At 51.9% G+C, this 23028-nt stretch carries 17 protein-coding genes; all 17 read left to right on the forward strand.

Annotated elements, in window-relative coordinates; all coding sequences use genetic code 11:
* Positions 1 to 259: 259 nt before the first annotated feature.
* A complete protein-coding gene (gene desA / locus J2X61_RS25375) occupies positions 260 to 1291 on the forward strand; it encodes a Delta(5) desaturase DesA (RefSeq protein WP_274471852.1) in 1032 nt (343 codons plus the stop codon).
* Positions 1292 to 1761: 470 nt separating this feature from the next.
* Positions 1762 to 2694 carry an ABC transporter permease gene (locus tag J2X61_RS25380; RefSeq protein ID WP_274472000.1) on the forward strand — a complete coding sequence of 311 codons (933 nt, stop codon included), beginning with the start codon at positions 1762 to 1764 and terminating at the stop codon, positions 2692 to 2694.
* Between the two features lie 18 nt (positions 2695 to 2712).
* Entirely contained in the window at positions 2713 to 3594 is an 882-nt protein-coding gene (locus J2X61_RS25385) for a carbohydrate ABC transporter permease (RefSeq protein WP_274471851.1), read from the forward strand.
* Between the two features lie 147 nt (positions 3595 to 3741).
* Positions 3742 to 5325, forward strand: coding sequence for an extracellular solute-binding protein (locus tag J2X61_RS25390; protein WP_274471849.1), 1584 nt, complete (start codon positions 3742 to 3744; stop codon positions 5323 to 5325).
* An 89-nt stretch (positions 5326 to 5414) separates the two neighbouring features.
* Positions 5415 to 6455, forward strand: coding sequence for a response regulator transcription factor (locus tag J2X61_RS25395; protein ID WP_274471848.1), 1041 nt, complete (start codon positions 5415 to 5417; stop codon positions 6453 to 6455).
* A complete protein-coding gene (locus J2X61_RS25400; RefSeq protein ID WP_274471847.1) occupies positions 6452 to 8296 on the forward strand; it encodes a cache domain-containing sensor histidine kinase in 1845 nt (614 codons plus the stop codon). The genes J2X61_RS25395 and J2X61_RS25400 overlap by 4 nt, the downstream gene beginning before the upstream one ends.
* A 541-nt stretch (positions 8297 to 8837) precedes the next feature.
* Complete coding sequence (locus tag J2X61_RS25405) at positions 8838 to 9605, forward strand: SDR family NAD(P)-dependent oxidoreductase (protein ID WP_310191750.1); 768 nt, start codon at positions 8838 to 8840, stop codon at positions 9603 to 9605.
* On the forward strand, positions 9602 to 11596 hold the full coding sequence (locus J2X61_RS25410; protein WP_310191753.1) for a heparinase II/III domain-containing protein: 1995 nt from the start codon (positions 9602 to 9604) through the stop codon (positions 11594 to 11596). Before J2X61_RS25405 ends, J2X61_RS25410 begins: the two co-directional genes overlap by 4 nt.
* Before the next feature lie 49 nt (positions 11597 to 11645).
* Complete coding sequence (locus J2X61_RS25415; RefSeq protein WP_310191756.1) at positions 11646 to 13949, forward strand: DUF4962 domain-containing protein; 2304 nt, start codon at positions 11646 to 11648, stop codon at positions 13947 to 13949.
* Positions 13950 to 14782: 833 nt separating this feature from the next.
* Positions 14783 to 16129 (forward strand): extracellular solute-binding protein, encoded by a 1347-nt coding sequence (locus J2X61_RS25420; RefSeq protein ID WP_274471843.1) that lies wholly within the window; start codon positions 14783 to 14785, stop codon positions 16127 to 16129.
* Between the two features lie 95 nt (positions 16130 to 16224).
* Positions 16225 to 17115, forward strand: a complete 891-nt coding sequence (locus J2X61_RS25425; RefSeq protein WP_274471842.1) for a carbohydrate ABC transporter permease — start codon at positions 16225 to 16227, stop codon at positions 17113 to 17115.
* Positions 17116 to 17130: 15 nt separating this feature from the next.
* Positions 17131 to 18012, forward strand: coding sequence for a carbohydrate ABC transporter permease (locus J2X61_RS25430; RefSeq protein WP_274471841.1), 882 nt, complete (start codon positions 17131 to 17133; stop codon positions 18010 to 18012).
* A 42-nt stretch (positions 18013 to 18054) separates the two neighbouring features.
* Positions 18055 to 19944, forward strand: coding sequence for a sensor histidine kinase (locus tag J2X61_RS25435; protein ID WP_310191760.1), 1890 nt, complete (start codon positions 18055 to 18057; stop codon positions 19942 to 19944).
* 5 nt (positions 19945 to 19949) lie between these two features.
* The gene (locus J2X61_RS25440) at positions 19950 to 21125 is read left to right on the forward strand and encodes a response regulator (RefSeq protein WP_274471839.1); all 1176 of its coding nucleotides are present in this window, start codon (positions 19950 to 19952) and stop codon (positions 21123 to 21125) included.
* 118 nt (positions 21126 to 21243) lie between these two features.
* The gene (locus J2X61_RS25445) at positions 21244 to 21636 is read left to right on the forward strand and encodes a pyrophosphohydrolase domain-containing protein (RefSeq protein WP_310191763.1); all 393 of its coding nucleotides are present in this window, start codon (positions 21244 to 21246) and stop codon (positions 21634 to 21636) included.
* A 16-nt stretch (positions 21637 to 21652) separates the two neighbouring features.
* Positions 21653 to 21871: a helix-turn-helix domain-containing protein gene (locus J2X61_RS25450; RefSeq protein WP_274471837.1), complete on the forward strand. Its 219-nt coding sequence runs from the start codon at positions 21653 to 21655 to the stop codon at positions 21869 to 21871.
* Between the two features lie 171 nt (positions 21872 to 22042).
* Positions 22043 to 22243: a cold-shock protein gene (locus tag J2X61_RS25455; RefSeq protein WP_126140957.1), complete on the forward strand. Its 201-nt coding sequence runs from the start codon at positions 22043 to 22045 to the stop codon at positions 22241 to 22243.
* Positions 22244 to 23028 lie beyond the last annotated feature (785 nt).

The following is a 23028-nucleotide window of genomic DNA, read 5'->3' on the forward strand; positions in this document are numbered from 1 at the left end:
TTTCCGTATACGATTGGCGGAACTCCTGCACCGGAGCTCTTGAGTATTCATTTTACACAACAAACGGGAAGGGGCAAATGAATTCTAGGACCGATGACTTATATTGGCTTTTACAAAAATCAGTTTCAACCTTATGATGGAGGTGCGGTGTAATCTTTCTTGCCGCAGTAGGGAACTTTATTTCATTCGCAACGTAGTACAACAGTGACAATCAAATCAGAGATTCCGACATAACGCGGAGAGAAGGAGTTCCAACTGAATGAAGCATGAAGACAAGGGTGGGTGGCGTTCCGACATTGCGCCCTACGAAAGACCGCAGATGAAGCACAGCGTTTGGCAAATTATTAATACGGTAGTTCCATTTTTTGCACTTTGGTATTTCGCGTTTTTAAGTCTTTCGGTCTCGATATGGCTTACGTTTGTGATCGACCTGATCGCCGCAGGGTTTTTGGTTCGCATTTTCATTATTTTCCACGACTGCTGTCATAAATCATTTTTCAGAAATAAATGGGCTAATGAGATCGTGGGTACCGTGACAGGGATTCTGACATTTGTTCCTTATCATCAATGGCGTTATACGCATTCGATTCACCATGCTTCCAGCGGTAATTTGGACCGCAGAGGCGTCGGTGACATCTGGACGCTAACGGTTGAAGAGTACTTGGCTTCTTCTTGGATCAGAAGGATGTACTACCGGTTATACCGCAATCCGTTCATTATGTTTATTATTGGGCCTATCTTCATCTTCCTGATCGACTATCGCTTTAACCGTAAGCGCGCGGGGATGAAAGAACGCATGAATACGTACATCACGAACATCAGTATCGTGGGGAGCTTGGCTTTACTTTGCTGGGGAATCGGTTGGCAGTCCGTACTGCTTGTCCAAGGACCCATATTTTTCCTGTCGGGCATGATGGGCATTTGGCTGTTCTATGTTCAGCATAATTATGAAGAGACCTACTATGAGAATGAAGAAGAATGGGATTATGTGAAAGCCGCAATGCATGGCAGTTCTTTTTACAAATTGCCGCGAGTGCTGCATTGGATTACCGGCAACATCGGTTTCCACCATATTCATCATCTAAGTCCGCGTGTCCCGAATTATCATTTGGAGAAGGTTCATAACAAGAATGAGGTGCTGCGCAACGTTCAGACGATTACGCTCTTAAGCAGCTTGGAGTCGCTGAAGTTCCGCGTGTGGTGCGAGGAGAAGAAGAAGTTTATTCGGTTTAAGGATTTGAAGGCTTTCCGTGCGAGAAGAGGTCTTATTAAAGCAGTGGAAGTTGATTGAGTGAGTGATAGGGAGCTGTTAGTTGAAGCGGGAAATCTGCTTTGGCTGGCGGCTTTTTTGGTTATGAGGCATCGTGCTTACGGACACAGGAGCCCTTATTCGATGAAGAAAGGCAGCTTTGAAGATGTAACGGACACACGCGCCGCTAATTGCTTGGTTGGGGTACGATTATTCCGAAATTCATGCGAATAGGGTCTCTGGAGTCCGTTAGCATCGAAACAGGACGTCTTTTGTGAGTATAACGGCTGCTGTGTCCGTTAGCTTTGCTTGGTCTTTGTGCTTAGGGGTGCTGACGGCCGGCTCTTTGATGCAATGCCATACGGTCACTTCGCATCTAAAAAAAACACAAGTCAGTGAAAAGACATTCCATTGTTGCAAGCGCTTTAGGAAGGTACCATAAGGCTATATCATCAACGAAGAATAGTGAGGGGGGCCAGAAGATGGCAGTAGGCGCGCAAGCAGTAGAACAAATGGATAAACGTGCGCAAGTGAAAAAGGGCAATTCCTTTCTGCGAACGTTTTGGAAGTATAAGGCATTGTATCTGATATCGTTGCCAGGGATTATTTATTTTATAGTATTCAAATATGTACCGCTGTTAGGATCCGTCATTGCCTTTCAGGATTACAACATTTTTGACGGCTTTACAGGAAGCAAATGGGTAGGGTTCGAGCACTTTACCCGCATGTTCGCCCATTATGACTTTCTTAAAATCTTGAAAAACACTGTCCTCATCGGGGTTTACGATCTCGTGCTGGCCTTCCCGGCGCCCATCATTTTGGCCCTACTGCTGAACGAGCTGCGGGTCGTTGTGTACAAGCGTCTGCTCCAGACGGTCGTGTACATGCCGCACTTCTTGTCCTGGGTTATCGTGAGCGGGATCGCAATCGGCATTCTCTCGCCTTCAACAGGCGCCGTGAACCAATTTATCACGTGGCTGGGCTTTAAGGAGATTTATTTCTTGGGGGAAGAATCCTGGATCCGTACGGTGCTGATCACCTCGGGGATTTGGCGGGATTCCGGTTACGGGACGATCATTTATTTGGCAGCGCTTGCGGGTATCAATCCGGATCTCTATGAAGCTTCGGAAGTGGACGGCGCGAATCGTTGGAGACAAACGATTTCCATCACCATTCCAGCCCTGCTGCCGACGATTATGATTTTGTTCCTGCTGCACATTGGTAAATTCCTCGATTTCGGCTTCGAACGCGTTTACGTGTTCCTGAATCCGCTGAATAAAGAAAACGGTGAAATTCTCGACACCTACATTTATACCGCAGGCTTGCTGGGCCAACAGTTCAGTTATACGACAGCGATCGGGCTGTTCAAAGCGTTGGTCGGGGTTATCTTCATCGTCGCGGGTAATATTTTCAGCAAAAAAACAACGGGTGAAAGCTTGTACTAAGACGGAGGTGAACGCTTTATGAATCGCAAGCCGACAGCGGGCTGGAAAGTTTTTAATTTATTTAACGTCCTGTTTCTGACGCTCCTTTCACTGGCGATGCTCCTGCCGTTCTTGAACGTGCTGGCTCAATCGTTCAGTTCTTCCCAAGCCATTGTGAATGGCAAGGTATTATTCTGGCCGGTTCAATTCACGGCGATTAACTACCAATACGTATTTAGCGACGCGGCAATCTGGCGTTCCTTCGGCGTAACTGTGTATATTACGATAGTAGGTACGCTCATCAACTTGGTTGCCACCGCTTCGCTGGCCTATCCGGTATCGCGGCCTGAGTATGCCGGACGCAACGTTGTCGTCATCATGGTTCTGATTACGATGGTGTTCACGGCGCCGCTCATTCCGAACTTTATTCTTATGAAAAACCTGCATTTGACGAACTCGCTTTGGGCTCTCATGATTCCAGGTGCGATCAGCGCCTTCAACTTCTTCGTCATGAGGTCGTTCTTCCTGCAAATTCCGAGCGAGCTGATTGACTCCGGCCGCATCGATGGCTGCTCCGAGCTGAGAATGATCTGGAGCATCGTGCTGCCGCTATCCAAGCCGGTCATGGCTTCCCTAGGTATTTTCTATGCCGTGAGCCATTGGAATACGTACCAAAGCGCACTGTACTACATCAATAAACCGGCGCTATGGCCGCTTCAGGTTAAGCTGCGCCAGCTCATTGTCTCTGACGACATCTCTATCGATCCGAATTCCGCACAGTTCAGCGGACTGGCGAATATGGACCCGGAAGGGATCAAAATGGCGACGATTATTATCGCAACGATTCCGATTATTCTGATTTACCCGTTCCTGCAGCGTCACTTCGTTAAAGGGATGATGGTAGGATCCGTGAAATCATAAAAAGATTGTATGGTATGTCTTGTTTTGACACCATTCTAAAAAAAAGACAATTCAAACTAAAGCCAGCCCATATCGACGAATTGTAAACGCTTTTACAATGAGAGTGTGAAAGCGTCATATTTAATCGAAACGAAAAGAGGGGTAGAAATGAAAAAATGGATTCCCACAACGATGGCTGCCGTAATGCTCGCCAGCATGTTGGCCGCTTGCTCTTCGAAACCAGCTGAACAACCGGCATCCAGCGCGGCAGCAGGCACGGATAGCTCCAAGCCGGCGGAGAAAACGAAGTTCTCCATCTCCCTGCGTACACTGGCATTCGGTCACGTTGAGAAATCGCCTGATATTAATCAAGATAAATGGGTGAAGAAACTCGAAGAGTTAACGAATACCGATTTGAATATCGTGCTCGTTCCGCACAAAGAATATGAACAAAAAATGATTCAAATGTTCGCAACCAACGACATTCCTGACGTCGTACAAGGAAGCGGCGGTGTGAACGGGAAAGAAATGGCGGGTTCCGTGAAAGCGGGCGTCTTCATGCCGCTGGACGATTTGCTGAAGCAGTACGGTCCGAACTTGTTGAAAAAAGTGCCGAAAGACGCTTGGGATAACGTAACTTATAACGGCAAAATCTACGCGATTCCAGAGTTCCTGTCCAACCCGTCCCGCCGCGCGATCTTCGTGCGTAAGGATTTGCTGGATAAAGCAGGCCTTGGCGTACCGAAAACGGTTGACGAGTACATGGCGGTGCTTCGCAAGTTCAAAGAAATGGGCGTAGAGAACCCGTTCATGGGACGTGAGAACTTCAAATACGCGGATTCCTTCTTCGGCGCTTATGACGTGTACCCTTACCTGTCCATGTTCGAGAAGGTTGGCGATCAAGTGCTGCCGAAATTCTTCGACACCGAGAATATGACCAAAGCGCTGCAAACGTACAAAACGATGTTTGATGAGGGCTTGATCAACAAAGAATTTGCGACGATTAATGCAACGGTGTTCAAGAACACGATTCTTTCCGGCAAAGCGGGCATGTGGTCCATGAATGCGAACGAAATGCTGCAATGGGAAACACAGCTCAAAACGACTGTACCGACAGGCGACATCGAGATCATCGCTGCTCCGACCGGACCTGACGGCAAAGGCGGTCACTACTTGTACGGACCTGCGCCGCGCGCGTACTTCATTAACAAGAATGTGAAAAATGCTGCGCAAATTATCAAGTTCTACGATTGGATGATGTCCGATGAAGCGGAGAAATTCTTCACATTCGGTATCGAAGGCGACACGTACAAGACCGTTGACGGCAAAATCGAATACAAAGCGCCTACGGATACAGCGGGTGTAGATGAAGAGCGTTATCGTCAATCGTTCTTGTGGTTGGTTCAAGATACAACTTATAATAAGGGCACACTTAGTTTGACGGACGAAGGCAAGAAGTTAATGAACATCTATGATACAACGTTGAAAAATGAAGGACGTGACGGCATCAATTTCGAGCCGCGTCTGGAATCCTTGATGAAAAACCCGGATATTTCCCCGGCTTCCGACCAAGCGCCTCCAGTGATTCTGCAGCATATGGTCAAAATGGTTTACGGCAAAGAGCCGATCTCCGATTGGCCGAAAGTGCTGGAAGAGTGGAAGTCCAAGGGCGGTAACGATGTAATCAAAGAAGCGACAGACAAATTCAATGGCAAAGATCCTGGCACAACGATTTCAATGCCTCGTAAATAAGCTCAGGGTATGAGCATGACCGACTCCTCACGAGCTTAAAGCGCGTGGGGAGCGGGCATTTCATAAGGGTAAGAAAGGAGCGGCGCCTCATGTACCGCATACTGATTGTCGATGACGAACCGATGATACGCAAAGGATTACAGAAACTGGTGGAACAATCGGGGCTGCCGATCGAAAGCCTGAGAACGGCAGAGAACGGCGTTGTCGCACTGCAGCGGATTCAAGAGGACCGGCCTGACTTCCTGTTCACGGATATTCGAATGCCCAAAATGGACGGCTTGGAGCTATGCGCCCGCGTGGCCGAGATGGATGCGGACATTCAGGTCGTGGTTATTTCCGGTTATGGCGATTTCGAATATGCTCAGAAATGCGTATCTTATGGCGTCAAAGAGTACCTGCTGAAGCCTGTGAACATCAAGGGCTTTCAGGGCGTGCTGGAGAAGCTGATCCGTACGAAAACCAAAGTAAGCTCCGAGACGTTCGTCGCGGTAACGAAGCTGGAGCAGTGGGCAAGCCGCATGGAACAAGCGGTCTGGATGCTGCAGCAAGCGGAGTTAGCCGAGTTACTGGATGAAATTCACGGAGAGCTCAAGGAATATAAGCTGAAGCTCAATCGGGTTCACGATATTCTGCAGGAGCTTCATACACTGCTGTACCAGCGCTTGAATGTGCGGGATGTCTACCTGATGCAAGGAGAGCTGGCATTAACCGGCGCCGCAAGCGAAGAGGAAGCGTGGCATCGTTTCACGGCTGCGGTGTACGGCCATTTGGAAGAACTGAAGAACAAACGCAAAGGTAAGCTTAAGGACCCTGTAGAGGAAGCGAAACAGTACATTGAGACACATCTTGCCGAGGAGGTTTCCTTGGAGGAAGTGGCGGACTTTATCGGACTCAACCCCTCTTATTTCAGCCAATTATTTAAGCAGAGCACAGGGGAGACGTTCGTGCAGTACCGCACGCGCAGACGTATGGAAAAGGCGAAGAAATTACTTGAACAGCCGCAGTGGCGCATCACGGACATTTCGGGTGAAGTCGGATACGCCGATCATCCGCATTTTACGAAAACGTTCAAGAAATATGAAGGGTGTCTTCCTTCGGAATACCGTCAGCAGATGGGGATTCGTTCATGAGGGGCAAGACGCTGTCACGCCAAATTTATTCCTACTTTCTAATCGTGATCATTCTGTCTCTTGTCTCTGTAGGGGCTTTCTCCTATGTACAGTCTTCCAGAGCGCTGGACGGTCAAGTGAAGCAGTACATGGAGCAAATGATCGAGAGCGCCAACTATCAAACGGACAGTTATCTGCAGGCCTATGAGCTGCTCAGCGGCGCCTTCTCGTCTAATTCGGACGTGCGCGCGTTCATGGAGATTAAGCCGGACGATTCGTATGAGTATTATATGTATAACGAGAAGATTAAAGATTTTGCCAGTAAATCGGTCACGTCGGTCATCACCTTGTATAAGCAGCTGAACATGATTTATGCTGTCGGCCAGCATGGGCGTTCCGTCATCTACGAGAATCAGAATTTGCTGAACTTCGACCCCGTGTTGGTGAAAGAGAAGTACGATTATTTGATGAAAATGACACCGGATACCGGTAAAATCGCGCTCTTGAATATGAGCATCCGAGAGGTCGATAAGGGTTCGGTTGTAACAATGGCCGTTAAAGTGAGGGGACCCTCATACGGCCTGAACCGCGGGGTCGTAGCGATCGAGATCAAACTCGATGAACTGGCCAAGACTTGGGATCGGGCGAACTTGGGGAAGAAAGGCTTCTTCTTCATCGTGGATGATGCCGGCAACTACATCTACCCGGTGTCGATGAGCCGGCGGCAGCCGCAGGATGAACTGGCTTCGCGCGTGCTCGCCAGCGGCAATCAGCCGTTCACGTTTAAGTATGACGAGGAGGAGCGCATGTTCGTTTCCCGTAAGTCTGCGTATTCCGACTGGAATCTCGTGGCGTCCCTGCCGGTTGACGAGCTGCGCCGCCCGGCGAACACGATTCGCACGACCACGATCATTGTCGGTCTCCTTACGCTGGGGATAGCGCTGTGGCTGGCCTTCCGTTTCGGCCGCTCCATTATTGCGCCGATCCGGTGGCTCAAAGACAGTATGCGGGAGACGGAGAAGGGGAACTGGCAGTACATTGACGATACCGGCCGTGCCGATGAGATCGGCGGTCTCATCCACAGCTATAACCTGATGGTAACGCGCTTATCCGATATGATCGAGCGGGTGTATGAAGCGGAGCTGGAGCAGCAGAAGAACGCGCTGGAGCTCGGGGAAACGAAGCTGGAGCGGCAGCGGGCGGAGTTCCAGTCGCTGCAGCTGCAGATTAATCCGCACTTTTTATATAACACGCTCGAGACGATCAATTGCTATGCCATTGTGCAGGACTCGAGGGAAATTACCGAAATGGTAGAGGCGATGGCGTTCATGCTTCGCTATTCGGTACAGACCAACTTGGAAGAAATCACGGTTGCCAATGAGCTGAATCATGTAAGGAACTACATGATCGTGCTGCAGCACCGCACAGGCAAAGAGTTCGAAATCGACGTGGCGATTCCGCCAAGCCTGCTGTTGGAGAAAATGGTTCGGTTGACATTGCAGCCGCTGATCGAAAATATTTTCCAGCATGCATTTGCGGACGGCGTGGAGCCGCACCACTACATTCGCATCAACGCCAAGAAAGAAAACGGTTTGTTCCAGGTGTTCGTCGAGGATAACGGCGTGGGCATGAAGCCGGACCGGCTTGCGGAACTGCGGGAGAAGCTGGAACAGAACCGCCTGGCGGAGCCGGAAGAGACAGGCACGCAGCGGCGCGGCGGCATCGGGCTGATGAACGTCCACCGGCGCATCCAGATGGTGTTCGGCGAAGCCTACGGGCTGTCCGTTGACAGCGAGTGGGGGCGCGGAACGTGCTTGACGATGACGATGCCGGAGACGACGCGTCCGCGGATGCGGGGATGACCGGGGCGGCTTGGCTCGTTGTGCCGCTCCGTCGCTCACGCTGACGGGCAGAGGCGGGGCCGGTGAGACGCCATCGTTGACGCTAACGGCCACAGGAGCCATTGAACCGTAGCAGGAGGCCTCTCTACACATGAGACACTGGGTCTAGATTGGCCCTGGTGGGGGAGCTATCGTTGACGCTAACGGACATAGGGGCTGACATAAGGGTCCTTGGTCCGAGGCAGCAAGCCTCTTCGGTCCAGGGACACTGAGTCCGGATTAGCCCATTGAGAGGGCCATCCGCTGGCGCTAACGGACACAGGAGCCCTTATTGGGGGAAATAACCACCGTTGAAATTGTAACGGACACCACGGCCCTTATTTGCTTCATTTGCTAATAAAGAAGCGCTTCCAACGGGAAATAGCGGCACTCCAGTCCGTTGGAAGTAAATTGACGCTTAATTTGATGATTTAACGTCTCTCCTGTCCGTTAGAGCTTTGCGTGATGGTAGAGGGATGATGCATAGACGAATAAAACAAACACACACATGGGAGGAATTCATATGAATATCGATTTGACGGGGAAAATTGCACTGGTAACAGGATCCAACGCGGGGATCGGACGCGCGATCGCCTTGGCGCTCGCCAGCAACGGGGCTAAAGTGGGCGTGAACTGCCTGAACAACGTAGCGCAAGGGCAAGAAGTCGTAGCGGCCATTCAAGCTGCAGGCGGGGAAGCCGTGTTGGTACAAGCGGATGTTACTGATTTGGAGCAAATCGACAGACTCGTTAACGAAGTGGAGCAAGCGCTTGGCGGCACGATCGATATTCTGGTGAATAACGCGGGCCATCTGGTGCAGCGCGTTCCGAATTCCGAAATGTTTGAGGATATGTATAACAGAATCATGGATGTGAACCTGAAAAGCACCGTCTTCATGTGCAAAAGAGTATTGGCCGGCATGAAAGCCAAAGGCGGCGGCCGAATCGTCAACATGACGTCCGTTGCAGCACATAATGGCGGCGGGCCGGGATCCAGCGTGTATGCAGCGAGCAAAGCGGCGGTACTGGCCTATTCCAAAGGCTTGGCGAAGGAAGTGGCGGCAAGCGGCATTACCGTCAATAACGTATCGCCTGGTTTCATCGGCAACACGATGTTCCACGCCACGTTCACAACCGACGCTGCTCGTGCGGCAACGATTAACGGCATTCCGCTCGGACGCGAAGGCACACCGGAAGACGTAGCCGGCGCGGTACTCTACCTTGTTTCGGAATTGGCGTCTTATATAACGGGCGAAACGATCGAAATTAACGGCGGGATGATGATGCGATGAGTACCGCGCTGAGACAGGACCGTACTGTACAAATATTGAAAGAGGAAATCGACAGGCTGCAGCAAGCGGGCAGCCTGTCCATTCCCAAAGAACCTGGGGGCTGGTGGCACCAGTATGTTTGTCCGCACCATCATACCGAACTGGTGTTCGATGACGTGCAAGCGGACGCTACCGCATTCGCCTGCCCTCACGGCTGCACCATCGAAGGCGAAGCCTATCACGGCGCATGGCTCGTGTTCAAGCACCAGTCGCTGGCACGCGTAGCCTTGCAAGCCGCGGCTGTCTTTGCGGCTTTGGGCGAATCGGCCTATGCGCAGCTAAGCAAGAGATTGCTCGTTGAATATGCCGAGCAGTTTCCGCTTTATCCGGTGCACCCGGAAGCGCAGAGCTGGATGCTCAAGGGGCGTGCCTTCCACCAGGCGCTGACGGAGGCGATCTGGTCCACGACGCTCATTCGCGCCTATCTGCTGCTGCGTGATAAGGGCGTAGCGTTCGAGGCGAAGGAGCAGGAGGCGATCGACGTCTTCTTGGGTCTGCTGGCCGGCAGTATGGAAGAGTACCGGCACATTCTTATTCATGAGCGCAACAATGCGGAGAACAATTACACCGCCTGGCTGAACGCGTCATTGTCCTGCGTCTATGCCGCGCGCGGCGAGCAATCGGCACTGGAAGCGCTGATTGAAGGCCAAGGCGGCTTCAAGCATCATCTGTCAATCGGCGTCAAGCCCGATCAGTTCGAATTCGAGGGAAGCACGTATTATCACGTTTTCGTGCTTCGTGCCTATTTGATCGCTGCCGAGATGGCACAGCGCTTCGGCATTGACCTCTACGCCGTCACTGGCACAGACGGCCAATCCATGCGCGGCATGCTGGAGGCGCTCGCCGACCTGGCCGACGGCCAGGGCATGCTGCCTGCGCTGCATGACGGCCCGCTCGCGCGGGCTCCCTATGCCCGCGAAATCGCCGAGATCGCGGAGCAGGGGCTCGCGATCTATGGCATTGCCGGCCTCGCGCCGGTGCTTCGCGAGGCCTATCGCCAGCTCGGCGGAGGCGAACAGCTCGAGGCGCTGCTATACGGCGGCACAGCGGAAGCGGCTCCTGCGCCGCGCGGTTCACGGCTCTGGCCGGATGCCGGCTTCGTCATCGGCCGCGTGCAGGGGAACCCGTTGTCCTTCCTCGCCGACTTCGGCGAGCACGGGGGTTCCCATGGCCATTACGACAAGCTGCATCTGACGCTGATGCACGCAGAGCAAACCCTGACCCCCGATTTCGGGATGGTGCCTTACGGCTCGTCGATGCGGAAATCGTGGTTCGCCGAAACGTCCAGCCACAACACCGTATCGCTGAACGGTTTCTCCCAAGCGCCGCATGAAGGGCGCTGCGTCCGCTATGCGGCCGAAGAAGGTGCGGTATACGCATGGCTGCAAACGACAGGAGCCTACGAGGGCTGCACGATGAATCGTCATCTGCTCCTAACGGGGGAGTGGATGCTGGATTGGTTCCAGGTCGAGCTGGGAGCTGAAGCGCCGCAAAGCATCGAGTGGTGGATGCATCCTGCCGTTCAACCTGCCTCGGATGGGATGGCGGAGCGGGGAGATTCATATACGCTGCGAATCCGGGACAAAGATGTGGCGGTATCCGAGCGCGAACTGCCGATCACCGGACAGTTCGCACCGGAGCAATCCCAGCTGACTGTGGCATACCGGCTTGCTGCCGGCTCTGTCGTCAGCCATACGGCTTTGGTTCAGGCGGGTGATGAGCTGCTGGCGGTAAGCACGCCGGGAGACTCGATCGACCCGAGCCAGCCGCTTACGGCTATTCTGCATCGCCGGCATGACCGCAGCGCCGATTTTGTGCATGTCTACCGTGCGGGCAGCCCTGTGGAAATCCGGCGCGTGTCCCCGCAGGAGATTACGGTGGCGGTTCCCGGACAGCCGGGCTCCGAGGCACGCCTTCGACTAACGGAAGATCAAGGTTTAATTTTCATATAGAGAGTTTGGGTTAGGAGCCACATTAGGACTTATCGGGAGGAGATTGGAAATGACAACCCTGTCGCCATTATATGAACCGCAGAGCGGTGTTTTAACCGTACAATACGAACCGAACGAGCACACCGTCCTGCTGGAAAATCCGCCTCGTTTCACATGGATTCCGGCGCAATTGGAGAACGACCGTTATCTGCTGCAAATTTCGCCGTCTTCTGACTTTGCGGGAGGGGAAACGCAGACGATCGGACCAATTCCGTACAACTTATATACACCTGATGATGTGCTGGAGCCTGGAACGTATTATTGGCGTTATGCGCTGATTCAAGAAAGCGGCGAGCCAACGGCTTGGAGCGTTGTGAGACGATTCGAGGTGCCGGCGGGCTTGCCGGCTACACCGCTGCCTAGCCGGGAGCGCCGCTATGCCGAAGCTTCGGCGCAGCATCCGCGCTTGTGGCTGCAATCAGCGGAGCTGGAGGCTTTCCGCAAGCAGCTGGCTGACGATCCTGCCTATTGCGGCTTCGACGTGTTCTATGAGAAATCCGTCAAGCCCTGGATCGACCGCGAGCTGATCGCGGAGCCGCTGCCGTATCCGGGCAATAAGCGCGTTGCTAAGCTATGGCGCCAGATGTACATGGATACGCAGGAAGTGCTGTATGCGATCCGTCATTTGGCCGTGGCCGGCACGATTCTGAATGACGCCGGATTGCTGGACCGGGCCAAAGCCTGGCTCCTGCACGTTTGTAACTGGGACGTGAACGGCACGACGAGCCGCGACTATAATGACGAAGCGTCCTTCCGGATGACCGGCGCGGTTGCCTGGGGGTACGATTGGTTATACGGGCAGCTGTCGGATGCAGAGCGGGAGCTGGTCCGAGGGGTGCTGCTGGCTCGTACGCGTCAAATTGCAACGCATGTGATCGATCATTCCAAAATTCATCACGTGCCGTTCGATAGCCATGCGGTTCGCTCACTTTCGAGCGTGCTTGTGCCCAGCTGTATAGTGCTGTTGAACGAGGAGCCGGAAGCGAAAGAGTGGCTGGATTACACGCTGGAATATTATGCGTGCCTCTATTCCCCTTGGGGCGGAGCGGATGGCGGTTGGGCGGAAGGTCCGATGTATTGGACCACCGGGATGGCTTTCGTCACAGAAGCGATGAATTTGCTTAAGAAATATACCGGCATTAACTTTTATAAGCGGCCGTTTTTTACGAAAACAGGGGATTTCCCGCTCTATGCTTTCAGCCCGGATACACTGCGCGCAAGCTTCGGCGATCAGTCGACCTTGGGCGATCCTGTCAGTTTGAAGACCGGCTTCAATATCCGCCAGTTCGCGGGCGTCACCGGAAACGGCTTGTACCAATGGTACTTCGAGCGAGTGCGGGAAATCGATACCGATTCGGAAATGAAGTTTTACAATTACGGCTGGTGGGACTTCCGCTTCGATGAAATGGTATACCGCCACGACTATCCGCAGGTAGAGGCTCTGGCGCCGACAGATGCGAATATCGAAGGGGTCAAATGGTTCCGCGACATCGGCTGGGTCGCCTTCCACTCGAACATGGCAGATCCCGAGCGCCATATCATGCTGCTGACGAAGAGCAGCAAGTACGGCTCCGTCAGCCACAGCCACGGCGACCAGAACGGCTTCCTGCTGCACGCTTACGGAGAGCCGCTGGCGATCGAGAGCGGGTACTATGTCGCTTTCGGCTCAACGATGCACATGAACTGGCGCAGACAGACGCGCTCGACGAACAACATTTTGATCGACGGGCTTGGTCAATACGCGGAAAAGAACAAAGTGCTGAACATGGCGGCGAGCGGGGTCGTCGAAGTGGCAGAACAGCGCAAAGGCTACGGCTACTCCCGCAGCAACGCGACTGCAGCTTATAAGGAGTACGTTCCATATCTGGAGCGGTATGTTCGCGAACTGTACTTCTTCGGCACTTATGTGGTCGTTGTCGATCATATCGATTTGACGCAGACGGGCACGGTCGATTGGCTGTTCCAAACGCTTTATGAGATGAAGCTGAACGGACAGACGTTCAGAGTCCAAGGCCGCAAGGCCGATATGGACGGCCGTTTCGTTTATTGCTCCTCGGGAGACTTGGAGCTAAGGCAGCAAGAAGGCTTCCCGGATGTCGAGCCGTCGGAGATTGAGGGCCTGCCGCTGCATTGGCATCTCCGAGCCACGACGAAGCCGGCGCGCAGCCACCGTATTGCGACGCTGCTCGTGCCGATCAAGCATGGCGAGCCGAAGTATGTGTCCTATTTCATGGACGATCAAGGGTTCGATACGCACATTTACTTCACCGAAGATGGTGTCACACACCGTGTTGAGGTGCCTAAGGCATATTAATTTACTCCACCTGCCGTTTTGGCGGGTGGTTTTTATTTTGGGGCGGCATGGCGATCGTGCAGTGCAGCCACATTTGGCACAAGGTCGGCCCGTGCGCCGCTCTAACGGACACCACGGCCGTTAATCGGCGATCCGTGAGCGGATCCGGCGCTAACGGACTGGAGGGCCGCTATTTGCCGCTTTTCCTTCGAAATCGTCCATTTTGAAGCAAATAGCGGCGCTGGTGTCCGTTATCATCCTTCTGCCGCCCGAAACTGCGGAATAACGGCCGCTGTGTCCGTTAGCTGGCCGAGGGTTACCTTCGGCACAACTCGTATTTTGTATTTTGCCCGCGCAATGCGCACTTCGCATTCTATGCTGTGCATCGCCGCGCTCCATCACGCTGCGCTGTGCTTCGCGCTGTGTTTCACCGTCCTTCACAGAGCTCCACAACGCTTAGGCGCATTTCGCCGCGCTCCATCACGCTGCGCTGTGCTTCGCGCTGTGTTTCACCGTCCTTCACAGAGCTCCGCAACGCTTAGGCGCACTTCGCCGTGCTCCACCATGCTCCGCCGCGTCTCAACATCTTCCCATCCAGCCCCGCCCCATCGGCCATCCCACACATTCCCTCCTTCCATCGCCGCTAATAGCCACACCGCAAGGGAATTCTAGGCGGTAATTAGACGCTAACATGCCCCCGGCAGGCATACCCCGCATGTGTGTAAACTTCAGGTCGGCGCTTGATAACCTATAAAAAGTTAACATGAATCCTAAAGTTCGCACATTGTAGAAGATGCCGCTTTCAAGGGATAATAGGGACATCAAGATCACCAACAAACGAGGGGGATTTACCAATGGTTAAAAAATATAAAGCTCTACAAGTAGCGGCAGCTAGCTTGCTGGCTATTTCCTTGACTGCTTGCGGCTCCGGCGCGAGCACAAGCACTCCGGCACCGGGCGCATCCGCGGCACCAAGCGGCGGCAGCACAACGGAGAAGAAGGAAAACATCACCATCACGTTCCAAAACATATATCCGGATCCGACAGATCCAAAGAACGGTATGTTGAAGAAAATCGTCAACGACTACCAAACTAAAAATCCGAACATCAAAATCGAGCTGGACTCCCTGAACACGGATCAACAAAAGCTGAAGCTCAAAACGCAAGCCGCTTCCAAAGAAGTTCCGGATATCACCATCGTGAATCCAGCGGCTCAAATGAAGCCATTCGTTGATGCAGGCCTGTTCGCCCCGCTGAACGACATGGTTGAGCAAAACGGCTTGAAAGGAACATTCCAAGAAGGCATTTTGAACTGGTATACATTCAATAACAACATCTATGCATTGCCTGACGGTAACAACATCGGTCTCGTTTACTACAACAAAGACTTGTTCAAACAAGCGGGCGTAGAAGTTCCGAAAACATTCGAAGAAATGGTCGCAGCGGTCAAAACGCTGAAAGGCAAAGGCATTCAGCCAATGGCAATCGGTGAGAAAGATTCCTGGACGGGTTCCTTCTTATTCATGAACGTCCTGCTTCGCACAAACGGCGGCCCTGGCTTCCTGCAAGCGGTGGTTGACGGCAAAAAGACGTTCAATGACCCGGCATTCACGGATGCGGTAAGCTCCTTCCAAGATCTTGTTCAAGCAGGCGCATTCCAAGAGGGGGCAACGTCCTTCGACTACAACGCAGGCGAGAACTTGTTCAAAACAGGTAAAGCGGCTATGTACTACATGGGCTCCTGGGCGACAGGCGGAATCGAAACTTCGTCCGTTAACGGTAAAGTCGGCGTCTTCAAGTTCCCAACGGTCAAAGGCAAAGGTAACCCGGATGAGTTCATGCTTGCACCGGGAAGCGCGTTCGCCGTATCTGCTAACAGCAAGCATTTGAAAGAGACTAAGGATTTCTTGAACTACTTCATGCTGAACTTCCCGAAAGAAGCTTTCGCCGTGAAAGGCGCAGTAGGTATCGCACAGAAAGTGGAAGGCGACTTCAAAGCTGCCGGATACTCCGATATGGCCATGGAAGTACTGGGTATGTTCAAAACAGTTAAAGGCGGCGACCTTGCGTTCGATAACACGATGAACCCTGGAACAGCTCAAGGCCACTTAACAAGCATTCAAAACCTCTTCGTACAGAAGAAAGATCCTGCTGAAGTAGCGAAAGAGCATCAAACAGCTTACGAGTCCAACAAGAAATAAGATGAAATAAAGCCAAGTCGGAATTTATCCCTAGCGCCTAAGGGCCCGCGAAGGGTAAGTTCCGCTTGGCATATCCCATGAAGGAGGCGAGCCAAGTGAATGTGTTAAGAGTCTCCAAGTGGACGATTGCCATGTTTGTACTGCCGTGTTTGCTGATCTATGTCGGACTTGTTTTCGTTCCGATTCTCGTATCTCTGTACAGCGGACTGCTTGATTGGAACGGCATCGGGGAATCGACATTTGTCGGATTGAAAAATTTTCACACGTTGCTATTTGAAGATCCTGTTTTCTGGCCATCCGTGAAACGGACGTTAATGTTTGCCGTATTCTCCATGGCGGAGATTCCGGTTGCTTTGGGTGTAGCTATTCTGCTCAACCGTTTTATCAAAAAACCGAACTTTCTCGTTTCAGCCTACTTCCTGCCCGTTATTTTATCGGTCGTCATTATCGGCCAATTGTGGAAAACCATCTATAACCCTGCCGCGATGGGGGGCATGCTGAACCAAGTCCTCGATATGTTGAATTTGCATAGCTGGTCGAAATCCTGGTTGACGGATCCGAAGATTGCGATGTATTCCCTTTATTTTGTGGCCCTGTGGCAGTACTTGGGGTACCACACCTTGATCCAGTTCACCGGCATCCAGAACATCCCGGCCGATGTTTACGAAGCGGCGCGAATTGACGGGGCCGAGGGGCTGAAAGCCGACTGGCATATTACTTTCCCTATGAATATTCCGATTTTCAAAATATCGATCGTCCTCGCCTTCATCGGCTCGCTGCAAGCGTTCGACATGATCATGGTCATGACCGCAGGCGGCCCGGCGCACGCGACAGACGTCATCTCAACTCACATGTACAACATGTCCTTCCTCTCCATGAAATATGGTTACGGAAGCGCGATTGCCGCATTCTTAGTCGCTCTATGTTTACTTGCAACTGTTGTTATCAACTTTATCTTCAACCGTCTGGAAAGAAGATTTACGTAAAGGAGAGGGGTCACCATGAATCATGCAAGTCAAATAGCCGCGGCTAGGCCTGCAGCCGTACGGAGACGCAAAAGCCTCTCTATTACGAAAATCATTGTCGTAGGATTCTTGTCCTTACTTGTTGTAACGCAAGTCTATCCGCTGCTTTGGCTGTTCATTTATTCACTCAAAAGCAATGAGGAAATTTTGTCGGGTAAATTTTTCGCTCTGCCGCAAACGCTGCAGTGGAAGAACTTTACCGATGCGATCGATGCGGGACACTATTTTCAATATTTGAAAAATAGTTTGTTCGTCACCTCCGTCACGATGGTCTGCGTTCTGCTTCTGGCCTCGCTAGCATCGTTCGCGATCGCCAGGTTCCGCTGGAAATATGGGCAAGTCGTCATGGTCATCTTCCTGATCGGAATGATGGTGCCACTGCAAGCGACGCTGCTGCCGCTCATGCTGATCTTCAAAAATCTGCATGCGCTGAACACGCATATTTCGATCATATTGCCTTATATCGCCTTCCAAACACCGATAGCCGTCTTCATTATGAGCGGATTCATGCGTTCGATTCCAGCTGAAATTGAAGAATCTGCGATTATGGATGGCGCAGGGGTTTTGCGGATATTCCGCAGTATCATTATTCCGATTTCTATTCCTCCGATGATGACCGTCTGTATTCTTACCTTCATCAATATCTGGAACGAGTACATTCTAGCGGCGACGTTCATTTCGTCCGAACGGCTCAAAACGCTGCCATTCGGCGTCAACAGCTTCGTCAGCCAGTATTCGGTCAATTACGGGGCCATCGGCGCTTTCCTGGTGCTGGGTGCGCTGCCGGTCATAATCATCTACTTCTTATTAGCGGACAAAATTACAAAAGGCATGGTAGCGGGAGCGGTGAAGGGTTAACTTCACCCCTCGCTTTTTGCTATTTTAGAGAAGGCCTGTGATATGATAGCGAGTAAAGACGACGAAAGGGGACCGGATTCTCACGTGACACGGGGCCTTCATTCCATTCATAACCGGCTGTTTTTGCTTTTCATCTCCTGTATGCTGATTCTGCTAACGCTTGTCAGTGTACTCTACTACAAGAAGACGACGGATATCATTCATAGCAAAATCAGCGACTTGGCCGAGAAAAATATTTCCCAAACCGTCGGCCTCTTCGATCTGCTGCTTCAGGGCTACGACAGCATGACGAAGTCGCTGAACAGCAACTACGAGATGCTTCGGTTGATTCATGACCGGGATATCAGTAAGGATGAAGCAGTCAATATTATTAACGAACGGACGATTACGAACATTTTGGGAGCTGCTTATTACTCCCGGGATGATATTATCGGGATTCATGTCATTACGAACGCAGGCAAAAACTATAACTATGCACGGGGCTTTGACAGTGTGATTGAAACCGATTATGCCAACACGGCCTGGTACCATAAGCTGCAGGATTCTTCCGGAGAAATGGTCTGGCTCGGGCTTGCCAGAGGCTCCATCATCAACCGGTTTCAGACGGATTCCGTGTTCGTCTTCGGACGCAAGCTCTATGATTTAACTGACCACAGGTTGATTGGTGTCCTCGTGATAGAAACGAACCCGCAGCCTATTCTTGCCGCGCTCTCGAACGTAACGATCTCCCCGAACAGTCAGGTGTATATCGTCGATAAAGAAGACCATCTGATTGCTTCCACTGCCGAGGAGAAAAGCAGCCTACCTTTGTTCGGAGGACTGCCGCGGCCGCAAACCAATGAAATTATCGTCGATGACCGGACCGATCAATTGATTGTCGCCGCCAAGGCGAAGATGTCGGATTGGACCGTATACGGTCTGACGCCGAAGGAAGATATTAATGCTGAAATTGTGAAAACGAGAGAGTATCTCTACTTCGTCGTTTTGGCGCTCGTATTCCTGTCTCTGGTGCTGGCCACGATTATTTCCCGGAATATCTCCTCGCCGCTTAAGCTGCTCATTCGCGAGATGAAGCAGGTCGAGATGGGGAATTTCAAAGGCTCGGTGACGGTCAAATCATTCGAGGAAATCAACTCGTTGGTGTCATCGTTCAACCGAATGGTGCACCGGATGGATGAGTTGATCGAGCGTATTACCCTCGCGACGGTAAGCGAGAAGAACGCGGAGCTGCAAGCGCTGCAATCCCAGGTTAATCCGCATTTTCTCTACAATACCTTGGATATGATTTATTGGATGCTGGATGAACGCGAGAACGATCGGTTGGGCAAGGTGATTCTGGCTTTGTCCCATATGTTCAGATATAGCAGCGATTGGCAGGAGGCGTCCAAGACGACGCTGCGCCAGGAACTGGATCAGATGCGGCATTATATGACGATTATCGAGAACAGGCTGGAGGGCAGGGTTAGCACCGAGTTGGAGGTCGACCCCGATTGCCTGGATGTGGTCCTGCCGAAGATGACGCTGCAGCCCATCATTGAGAACGCAGTGAAATACGGGCTCGAGCCGCTGAGCCTGGATCGTCCCGGACTGCTGCGCGTCTCGACGGAGATCGGCGACCAGGAGTTCCGAATCGTCATTGCGGACAATGGCGTCGGTATCGAGGAAAGCGCCTTGCAGAGCATGCAGGAGCAGTTGAAGAAGGATGCTACGGATATTGACGGAGCGATGGCTTCCTTGCGGGGCGACGACGCGGTAGGCGCTTCCGTGATGTCAGTAGCGCACGACCACACAAGACGCGGCATCGGGCTGACGAACGTGCACCGCCGCATCGTGCTCATGTTCGGCGACCGCTACGGCCTGCGCATTCATAGCAAACAGGGGGAAGGTACAACCGTTATCATTGCGATGCCGCCTCCCCGGAGAGGAGAGTAATCATCATGGACATTCTCATTGTGGATGATGAAACCGTCATTCGCGAGGGCATTCAACGCACGCTGCATAACCGCTTTCCGGAGTATAGGATACATCTTGCCGCTAATGCAGAACAAGCGATAGCGCTGCTGCGAAGCCACCATATTCATATCGTCCTAACGGACATTCTCATGCCGGGCATGACAGGGCTGGAGATGATGAATCTATCCAGAAGCAAGCACCCGCATGTGAAATGGGTCGTCATTTCGGCCTACTCCGAATTCTCGTATGCACAGGAAGCCGTGCGGCTCGGGGCGAAGGACTATCTGCTGAAGCCGATCGGCAAAGAGGTGTTGAGCGAGATGATCCGTAAGCTAAGCGAGGAGATTGCCCGCGAGAACGAATTGACCGAGGAGGCCGAGCAGCTGAAGACGAACCGCAAATATTTGCAGGAAGCCGTCTTCCAACGTTTCGTGCAGGGCTTGGACACCGGGCGCATCGACATGGCGCCTTTCCTTGAGCAGTACCCGTCTTTCCACCTGATTATGGTCAAAATGGAGAGCGACAAGGCCGTCTTCCTCGAAAACTTCATCATCGAGAACGTCCTGCTGGAGCTGATCGAGCGCTACGGCAAAGGCTTCGTGACGGTTCACGACAGCAAAAGCCTGCTCGGGCTCGTCACATTGCCGGAGACGGGGCACCTGACAGCGCTGGTGGATGAGCTGCGAAGTCATCTTGTGAAATATTTGAAGGTGCCGTTTCAAATCATGAGCACCGGACTCATTGACCGCTTGGAGACAGTGCCGGCGGAGGTGCAGCGCATGCGTCAAGCTTCTACGACACAGGTCTACGAACACCATGCGAGCGGCAGCGACCGGTCCGTCGACGTCGTCCTGCAATATATCCGCACGCATTATCAGGAAGAGCTGTCACTGGAGAAGGTCGCTGCGATCGTGTATTTGAACCCGGTTTACTTCAGCCAGCTGTTCAAGCAGAAGACGGGTCAAGGGTTCAAGGAGTACGTCATTCATCTCCGCCTGGAGCAAGCGAAACAGCTGCTCATGAATCCGAAGCTGAAGCTAGCGGACGTGGCTGAGCGGATCGGTTACCAAGACATGCGCCACTTCTCTCAGGTATTCCGCAAGAAGTACGGCATGACGCCTTCCGAATACCGGCAGGAACACTCGACCAATCCTGTATGATGCGTACCAAGAGGGATGGCAGAGGACTGGTCCATCACAGGCCGCCGTTGTAATTGACCGATGCGTCCCATTAGTGGTATATCTAAGTAAACCGACGTAAGGGAGCAGGACAATCGAGATGAACTTGAACAAAGCGTATGAAGATGTCAAAAAGTTTCATGAAACCTTTGAGCACCCGGTAGGAGCGACCCCCCAGCGTTTGACGGAGAGCCGTAAGGCAGCCCGTTTGGCTTGGATGCAAGAGGAGCTGGATGAGTTTAAGGAGGCGGCGACGCTGGAAGACGAAGTGGATGCCATGATCGACGAATTGTACTTCGTACTTGGCACCTTGGTCGAATTAGGGGTCGAGCCGGGGCCGATTTTTGACATCGTACACGGAGCGAATATGGCCAAAGTTTGGCCGGACGGTCTAGTCCATAAGAACGAATTTGGTAAAACCATTAAGCCCCCCGGATGGCAGGACCCTTTCGACAAAATTAGAGCAGAAATTCGCAGACAGATGAGCAAGTAAACGAGGAGGGACGGGCGTGGCTTTTCATATGAAGCTGAAAGCGTTGAGACAAGCGCAAAATTTAACGCTTCGCAAACTTGGAGAGAAAGCGGGCGTCAGCTATTCCCTCCTTAACTCCATCGAAAACGGTCGAATGCAGCCGTCGAAAGATGTCGCATTGGCGCTGGCAATTGCGCTGAAATTGGAGGATAAAGACGAGCTAATTTCTTTGGCAGCAAATGCCTCCGATGGATAATTGCATTACCCAATTATGTGTGGTACAGTAATATTAGTCTTGAAGGGTAAAACCTAATTGCGTATTGCAAAGGGTTATCATTTTAAAACGGTGAAGCCTTTTCCAATGTGTAATTTTTTTGTTCGAAACAAGAAAAAAGACATGTTAATTAAACTTTTGGAGGTATTACCCATGGCAGTAGGAACAGTTAAATGGTTTAACGCAGAGAAAGGTTTTGGCTTTATCGAAGTTGAAGGCGGCAACGATGTATTCGTACATTTCTCCGCAATTCAAGGCGAAGGCTTCAAAACTTTGGACGAAGGTCAACAAGTTGAGTTCAACGTTGTTCAAGGCAACCGCGGACCACAAGCTGAGAACGTTGTGAAGCTGTAAGCTTTAGCTTGCATAGATAGCAGTTCGGAGAACAACTCTTAACGATAAGTTAAGAGTTGTTCTTTTTTTGCGCATATTTCTTTCTGTGGAGATCTATCAGGCGTCTGGGTTGTGCAGCATTGCTTCTTGCTTCTTCTGGATGTGGATGTGGATGCGGGTGAGGAGTCGTTCTAACCGTTGGAGGTTTTTAAGCTTAGCTGGAATTTCTCCTGCTAAATGCTTCAGAAGAGCCTCTCGCATGCCCCGTAGCTGGAATTCCTCCAGTTAATCTGCCCATTGAAGGCGAATTATTGGGAAGATCGTATGAAATAACGGGAGCTTTTCCAGTAATTTGACCAGATCGCGCCCCAACTCGTCCATTTAACAGGAGAAACTCCGTTTACGCCACTCTGAGGCGCCATGGTCACGCCTGGACCACCAAGTACAACGTTAGGATGGATCCATCAGACGGGTTGAATCGTCCTAACCGTAACCGCTGGAGGTGCTTAGCTGGAATTTCTCCTGCTATATTTTCCACAAGAGCCTCTCGCATGCCCCGTACCTGGAATTCCTCCAGTTAATCTGCCCATTGAAGGCGAATTATTGGGAAGATCGTATGAAATAACGGGAGCTTTTCCAGTAATTTGACCAAATCGCTCCCCAACTCGTCCATTTAACAGGAGAAATTCCATTTGCGCCACTCAGTGGCGCCATGGTCACGCCTGGACCACCTAGTACAACGTTAGGATGGATCCATCACATCGAAGTTGAGCAGCATCTTCTTCATCTCGTTCGGTAAACGTCTT

This window comes from Bacillus sp. 3255 (assembly GCF_031456485.1).
Classification (GTDB): domain Bacteria; phylum Bacillota; class Bacilli; order Paenibacillales; family NBRC-103111; genus Paenibacillus_E.